Annotated in this window: 10 protein-coding genes; all 10 read left to right on the forward strand. The window is 37.9% G+C overall.

Annotated features, from left to right (window positions below; all coding sequences use genetic code 11):
- On the forward strand, nt 1-124 hold a 124-nt coding region (locus AB4114_RS35230; RefSeq protein ID WP_441992601.1), incomplete at its 5' end, for a Dabb family protein.
- Between the two features lie 178 nt (nt 125-302).
- Nucleotides 303-740: a GNAT family N-acetyltransferase gene (locus tag AB4114_RS35235; RefSeq protein WP_441992593.1), complete on the forward strand. Its 438-nt coding sequence runs from the start codon at nt 303-305 to the stop codon at nt 738-740.
- Between the two features lie 218 nt (nt 741-958).
- The gene (locus AB4114_RS35240) at nt 959-1846 is read left to right on the forward strand and encodes a hypothetical protein (RefSeq protein ID WP_441992594.1); all 888 of its coding nucleotides are present in this window, start codon (nt 959-961) and stop codon (nt 1844-1846) included.
- A 324-nt stretch (nt 1847-2170) separates the two neighbouring features.
- Nucleotides 2171-2479: a DUF1572 family protein gene (locus tag AB4114_RS35245; protein WP_441992602.1), complete on the forward strand. Its 309-nt coding sequence runs from the start codon at nt 2171-2173 to the stop codon at nt 2477-2479.
- 185 nt (nt 2480-2664) lie between these two features.
- A complete protein-coding gene (locus AB4114_RS35250) occupies nt 2665-3477 on the forward strand; it encodes a VOC family protein (RefSeq protein WP_441992595.1) in 813 nt (270 codons plus the stop codon).
- A gap of 122 nt (nt 3478-3599) precedes the next feature.
- Entirely contained in the window at nt 3600-4223 is a 624-nt protein-coding gene (locus AB4114_RS35255; protein WP_441992596.1) for a hypothetical protein, read from the forward strand.
- A 168-nt stretch (nt 4224-4391) separates the two neighbouring features.
- Nucleotides 4392-4919, forward strand: coding sequence for an N-formylglutamate amidohydrolase (locus AB4114_RS35260; protein ID WP_441992597.1), 528 nt, complete (start codon nt 4392-4394; stop codon nt 4917-4919).
- Nucleotides 4920-5422: 503 nt separating this feature from the next.
- Nucleotides 5423-5851, forward strand: coding sequence for an NUDIX hydrolase (locus AB4114_RS35265; protein ID WP_441992598.1), 429 nt, complete (start codon nt 5423-5425; stop codon nt 5849-5851).
- A gap of 203 nt (nt 5852-6054) precedes the next feature.
- The gene (locus AB4114_RS35270) at nt 6055-6612 is read left to right on the forward strand and encodes a class I SAM-dependent methyltransferase (RefSeq protein ID WP_441992599.1); all 558 of its coding nucleotides are present in this window, start codon (nt 6055-6057) and stop codon (nt 6610-6612) included.
- 210 nt (nt 6613-6822) lie between these two features.
- A complete protein-coding gene (locus tag AB4114_RS35275; protein ID WP_441992600.1) occupies nt 6823-7245 on the forward strand; it encodes a hypothetical protein in 423 nt (140 codons plus the stop codon).
- Nucleotides 7246-7527: the final 282 nt, after the last annotated feature.

The raw sequence follows: 7527 nt of genomic DNA on the forward strand, positions 1-7527 counted from the left end.
GGTAACGTTTGAAGACCTTGCGTCGCTGCGTTCATATGGTCCGCATCCCGTTCATCAGGAATTTGTTAAATCGCTGGATGGTATACTGGAAAATGWTATTGTAGTTGATTACCCTTTGGTTTAAGCAACCAATACGAGGCTGCCGGTATAGATCGGCAGCCTCGTTGCGCTAAAGGGCAGTTTAATGGAATAAAATGTATGATATAATGGGCAATCATTAATAAAGGGGGCAATCATTATAATTACTCATTACGAACAACTTCAATTAAACACGGTCTCCATTCAAAGGGAGGAAGTCAATCGTGCTGTTTCGAAAAGCTATTACAACCGATATACCGCAGTTAATAAAATTTCGTAAGATATTGCTATGTCATGAGGACAACAGTAATATGGATGAAACATTTAGAAACTATTTTGAATCCTCATTATCAGACAAGTCACTCGTTGTATGGGTTGCTGATGACGATGGATTAGTTGTATCAACGGTATGTTTTTGCATATGTCGATTTTTACCACGATTTGAAAACCCTTCTGGATTGGTTGCATACATGGCTAATGTTTTCACAATCCCAAATTATCGTCGTCAAGGTATAGTATCCAAACTTATTAGTGAAGCAATAGAGGATTTGAAGATACAAGGAATTAGAAAAATCCTGCTACATTCGTCTGATATGGCTAAACCTGTGTATGATAGTCTTGGTTTTATAGAGGGAAAGAACTATATGTCAATAAATATTTAATGCTAGAACTTCTTCACAGAGAGGGGATATGGGATGATATAATTTGCTTATCTCCTGCCATGAATGAAAAAGCTTATTTGAGGATGTATAAAAGAGTGGGCAAATATCTATATCGAGAGCGGTATATCCAATCCAAAACAGTATTTTGAACAGTTTCAATTTCCTCTTCCAATATATGGGTTATGAAGGAAGCTGAGTTTTATACAGGGGGGAATGATATGCAAAAATTTCAGATTAAAATTTGTCTGTTTGTTTTGACCATTACTATTTTAACTGGATGTACAAATCCCTTTCCGACTTCCACGAATACACCGATAACGTCAACTATACCTGCGCCTGACACAGCAACACCTACAGAGTCAGAAGTTACACCAATATCAGCCGATGTCAGGCTGCTTGCCTTTGATACATCATACTTCGACCAAGTTATTGCTGCTTACAATAATGCGCCGGCGTTAGTCGATACACAGCCTAATGTGGTGATGATTGAAGGCAACTATCAAAAACTGACATTCGTATACAAACTTACAAGTCAACTCTTAGATGTTCCACAAATGCTTTCAGATGCGGGCTATGGACCGATTACCGATAGCGCTTTAATCAACAAGATTTTTGGCAAAACGGAGAATGATGTTTATGGCCGCWCAAGCGATAACACTCTCATGACATGGTCGGTTGTACACGGCATAGATGACGATTTGACAGTGGTCTACGCGAATTCATCAGATGGAAATTTACCCGACATAAAGGCGGAGCCCAAGGTAAAATATGTGTTTGACCCATCTCTCATCAATAAGGTTGTAAATGTATATAAGGATATAGCGCCGGATTTCAGCATACCGATTGGAACTCCTCCGAAAAAGATAGTTATTACCTTTTTGGATGAGCTGGTGTTTCGCTTCTACGTTAATATTAATAGTAGAGACGCTCATATAAAATCGCTGCAAACCACATTGGAATCGGCAGGATTTTCACCGACAGGCGAATCATTTTTTCAAGGCTATGTATACAAGAAGGGAAAGATTACCGCAAGATATGACTATGGCGATTCAGTGGATGGTGTTTCGGAAATTGGTGTGATCTTGGATGATGTGCCTCTTGGTTAACGAATGAAGGGTAAAAATGATCCATGGTCTTTTAACCGCACCCCGGTGAGTACTTTCCAAAGGGAGCGACAATCTATTTCGAATTGATAATGATTACCTCCCAACTTTCGTTGAGCTAACGGCGAACGATACTTAAATAGKGATCTCCGGCTCCCGCAGTCTGACGATCCCTATTTTACTGAAGTACGGGCAGGATTGCGTAGTTGTCCCTTGACTCGAGTTTGGGTAGAAGAGAACCTTGTTGTCATTTGCATACAAACGAATGTTTGTTAAAAATTGAGGGGAAATATGGGAGTGTGAAGTGTTTTGGACAGTTCAAATATAGTGATTGACCATCTCTTGAGGAAATACAAAGCAGACCAGAAATGGACTCACATTGTGATCGAGCAGTTATCTGAAGAGGATATCTCCTGGTCACCGACACCCGAGAGTAACAGTATAACTAATTTGATTGCGCACATATCAGGGGCAGCACGATATTGGTTTGATGCCGCATACTTCGGCGCTCCATTAAACGAGTACAGGAGCATTGAATTCGAACGTGGGTTACAAATAGCCTATTTAACCATTCCCGTCAGCAACTTAAAAAACTCTGTGAAATGGAATGGAGAATATTTCGGTTTAAACAAATAACGAGAGTTGAGTAAATGTTACACGATTGAAATCTTATTTACATCTGGTATTAATCATTAAGGGTTATAATAAAGACCGACCCCCTTTAAAATATAAACTTAGACACGCAGCCCGTTGCTGTGGGTCTCTTTTTGTTATTGAAGGGCAGTTTAATGGAATAAAATGTATGATATAATGAGCGATAGTTGATAAAGGAGGCTATCATTATAATTACTCATTACGAACAACTTCAATTAAACACGGTCTCCATTCAAGGGGTTAAACAATTTTACTGCGAGCAACTGCAATTCCCAATTATACTTGAAACTAAGAACGAAATATGTTTCCAACCAACTGAAAACTTTAAATTATCGTTTAAAGAAGTTGTGGAACCAATATCTCCAGCTCATTTGGCTTTTGAAGTGCCACTTTCAGAATTTGAAAATGTGGTCAATTTGCTCAAAAGTAAGGGGATTGCACTTTTAAAATGGTCTGATGGCAGATTTATTGATGACTTCGAAACCGGCAAAAACGTTTACTTCCGAGATGGTGATGGTAATCTGCTAGTGATTATCACACATCATTATGTCAGGGAAGGAATTCTTTCCCCAGCAGGAGACTTAAAATTACTGTACCTTAGAGAAATTGGATTTCCGGCAGATAGCGTTAAGGAATTTAGAGAATTTTTTGTAGACATTTTAGAGCTAAGACTCGATAAAGTAAGAGATGACTTTACTTTTGCAATAGGCGGTACATCGCATATKGTCATTCCTTCAAAAAAGAGAAGATGGATACCAATAGAAATGGTTGCTTTACCACCTACTATGAATGTCATATTCGGAGTAAGTAGTAYAGATTTTGTTAGYAGGGTTAGTAAAAAACTTTCAGAAAAAGGTGTGCCGTTATTTATGCGGGATGATCATCTTAATTTTAAATTTAAAGAGTACAATATTATTTTAAAAGTAACTAATTTTCATCCAGAAATACCTGCTCTTTTGAATTTACCCTATTCAATTTAGTGTACACTTTAGTTTAATAATCAACATGACGGCAGCTAGCACACGATCGGCTGCCGTTGCAAGTTGAAGTAACGGCGGGATAGTTTAACCAGAACGTATAAGGTTATAGCGTGAGGTGAAATATGATTCGGGGAGTAATTATTGAAGGATTGTCTACCACTGGAAAAACATCAGTATTTTCTGCAATAAAGAGATTACACAGCCAAACAAACAATGGTGAAAAGACGTTAATTGCAATAAGTGAACACTACTCGCAAGTTTTGCATTCATACCAAGGTATATTAAGATCCATGAACAAGGATGAACATATTCAGCTATTAAATCGTCATGTTGATTATCTTGAGCAGCAATTCGAATGGATTGATTCACTTGGTCATACGAAAGCATCCAACGGTGTATTTTTTCTTTTAGAGAGGTTCAATGTGAATCATCGAGCGGCCTTTATAAATTCTGCAGAAATTGGAATGATGGAAAAACGTTTATCAAGGCTGAATGCACATTGTGTGCTCTTAACCTTATCCCGAGATGCTGTAGAGCCTAGATATATTGAGAGTCGGGGCGAAGCTTGGAGAAACTATGTAATGAAAAACCACCTCACGGTAACAGAGGCGTGTCAGAAGTTTTTAGATGATCAGAAAAAGCTTCGTATGTGTGCTAAACAATCGCTTATCCCCACTTTAGAGATAAACACCGATAAAGCAGACTGGGATTCTTATGCAAAACAAATACTCATGGGACTAAACTAACTGGGGACGCGTGTTCAAGAGCAACATGAAAAGGCAGCCAAACCAGGTGGATTGGTTGCCTTTTCTCGAGTAACGGCAGGATTGCGTAACAGTATCGAGGGATTTACTAAATGCTCTAAACCCAACTTTTGTAGTAAATAAGGAAAAAAGGCCGAGGCGATAACTAGAGTGAATCCGATTGAAATCAAAAGAAGTAGCTCTATTTCTGCTTTAATAGCAAGTATTCCGCATGGTTCATCTCAGATTACTTCTGAAATGAGAGAAAATAAGAAATCTGCGACATTGTTGGCAAACAACGATTGGTTTTTGAATGAGCTTTACGATTTTCTTGAGGAATTAGATATTACAAAATTATCAGCCAACTATAGTAGATATGTGATAGACGTTAACAGAGATATTAGCAACAAGCATCTTCATGATGAGTACACTAGATCGTTAATCTACAGGAAATCGACTTTCGGAAAGGAAATATATGATTCTCCGCTATCAGATGAGATAATCACGAATAGAATAAAGACGATATATATGCCATATCATAATCGATTAGCAGAGGAAATTAAGAGAGCTCTAAAGGAAAATAATAGAGTGTTCTTAATGGATCTGCATAGTTTTTATATACAATCTACGGCTGATGTGGTGTTAGGTACATGCGAGGGCAAGACTTGTTCCAAGGAGTTTTTTAAACCTTGTCTATAAAGCATTTGTTTCAGAAGGGTTTGTAGTCAAAATTGACGAAAAGGGGTTAACAGGTGGCTATACTGTTTCACATTATGGTGCTTTAGATAATGTTGAAGCAATTCAAATCGAGCTGAGATACACATCACATATAGAAAAACGTGAGTTTGGTGAAAAAGAGGTTGCCAAAAGGAATGGAACACTTTTCAGTGAAACACAGAGACGCTTGATTCAAGTGTTTAAGAAGATTAAGGTTATGATTCAAGTATTAAATTAAGCTATCGGCGAACGAGAGTTAAGCGAATGTAACATAATTGAAATCTTACATTCATGTGATATTAATGAATTAAGCCTATATTAAAACTCGACCCCCTTTAAAATATAAACCTTAGACCCTCGGCCCGTTGCTGTGGGTCTCTTTTTTGCTATTCAACTAGAGGGCAGAAAAGCGTGGTGAACTTAAAACTATTTCCACTTATTTCCGTCTATAAGTAAGTAGTCAATAATTATAAGGGGGCATCACATTGCCTAAGTTAATTGGTGCAGCAGCAGTTATTTTGGATTGTGAGGGTAGAGTATTATTGGTAAAACATAGTTATGGCAAAAATAATTGGGATCTGCCTGGAGGAAAAGCTGAGGAGAATGAGTCAGCGGAGGAAACTGCAAAAAGAGAAGTTCACGAAGAAGTAGGGTTAGAAGTCGGTATTGGGCAATTAACTGGTATATACTACGATCCGAACTATGACATGCATCACTTCGTTTTCATTGCGAATAACGAAACTAATCAAATACCACAGCCAAGCTCGCCTGAAATTTTAGAATGCAGATTCTGTTCAAGAGATGAACTACCTAAACCGATTAGTGATTTCACTTGTAAGCGCATTGAGGATGCATTAAATGATGAAAGACAGCTCCTTTTCCATACTGTGGGACCAAGACAGTGGATCGAATAATGGATTGTTCAGCTCTAACGAGGAACGTTCAATAAACTACAAAGTGAGGCTGCCGCATAATTGATGGGCAGTCTCATTAAGCTATTGGGCAGTTATCTTCAATAACAAATAACCATAGTAACCTAACAAAAATCCATTCTTATCCTTATTTCTAAGCGTTACACTGTAATTAATTAATACGAAATCGGGATGGTGGTATTTAGATGAAAGTTATAATTGGTGCAGGAAGAACAAACTATGATGGTTGGCTCAGTACACAAGAGGATGAGTTAAATTTACTTTCTTTGGAAAGTTGGAACGCCTTATTTAAACCATGGAGTATTGATGCGCTGTTGGCTGAACACGTGTGGGAACACTTAACTTATGAGGAGGGGATTGTAGCTGCGAACCATTGTTATGAGTTTTTAAAACCAGGTGGGTACATTCGTTGTGCCGTTCCGGATAAAAATTTCCATAACGAAAGGTACCAACAGATTGTTCAAGTCKGTGGTCCTGGTCCAGCTGACCATCCGGCGGCAACTCACAAAATAGTTTATGACGCGAAGACATTCGTAGAAGTATTTGAAAAAGCCGGGTTTGAAGTATCATTGTTGGAATATTGTGATGAAAAGGGAGATTTTCATTATATTTACTGGAACGAAGTAGATGGAAAGATAGGAAGATCTTTTCGATTTGATACAAGGAATTCTATCGAAGGACTTGGTATGGTTTCCATTATTTTAGACGCAAAAAAGCCATTGATAATAAAAAATAAGATCTGAGTTTTTATCACATCCTCTATGAGAGATGTAAAAGTTTCGATAAACGCAGAACGATAGTGGAGCTGATATTATAAGCATCTCCCTCTTTTTCATTCAAGTAACGGGCAGATTAATTGAGAAGCCTCCAATAATTTGTATTAAGGGAATGCAACGTTTTTAGACATGATACGTCTATATTGTAATCCCCCCCCCAAGAAGGAGATACCCCAATTGTCTAAAAAATATATCATTGTATTTGCGATATTGATGTTTGCTGTTCTATTGTTCTTTCTCGGGAACACCATAATAAAATCAAGGTTCTACTTACCTGATTTACCAGTCGAGGGCTTAACGAAGAAGGAAGCGTATGAGAAGATTTCAAATAGACACAATGATATCAGGTATCTTACTAATAATGACAACTTCAATTGGTATATTTATCAAGGAAGTCAAGAAACTTTTGGGAATGAACTCATAAAACAGTTCAATACATTAGGTGGATTTACTTTTTTAGAGCAAATCGGCTCTGGATATGTATTTGAATCAAAGGGAACAGGAGATAAGCTCATTATTGAATCACAAATGTGGACTGCTAATTACATTATTTTTAAGCTACCTGTTGAATTAAGGTTAGAGCATGTTGTTCTAAAATGACAGGATAGTTAAAAAAGTCCATTTGACTTACATTGTTGAACTAACGGGTAAGTACGACAAGTTCTGCTATAAGCACCAAACAGTGCGAAAAACAGGAGATTACACGAGTAATCTTAACTTTACAACCAAGGATGGGAATGACGGAAGCACGTATCCCGAAACCATCCCGCCAATACTCCTGCGCGCGTCATGTTTAACAGAAGATGAGGTGTGAAGTACAGGTAGATTCGGCAGAACGAAGGCTAGAGCCATTCAAAAGAAAAGGTATGCCAACGGATATGT

It is taken from the genome of Paenibacillus sp. 2RAB27 (assembly GCF_052115445.1).
GTDB lineage: Bacteria > Bacillota > Bacilli > Paenibacillales > NBRC-103111 > Paenibacillus_E.

Excerpts from the sequence above, each read along its gene's own strand:
- AB4114_RS35255 (WP_441992596.1), top strand. The coding sequence starts at position 3,600 with ATGATTCGGGGAGTAATTATTGAAGGATTGTCTACCACTGGAAAAACA.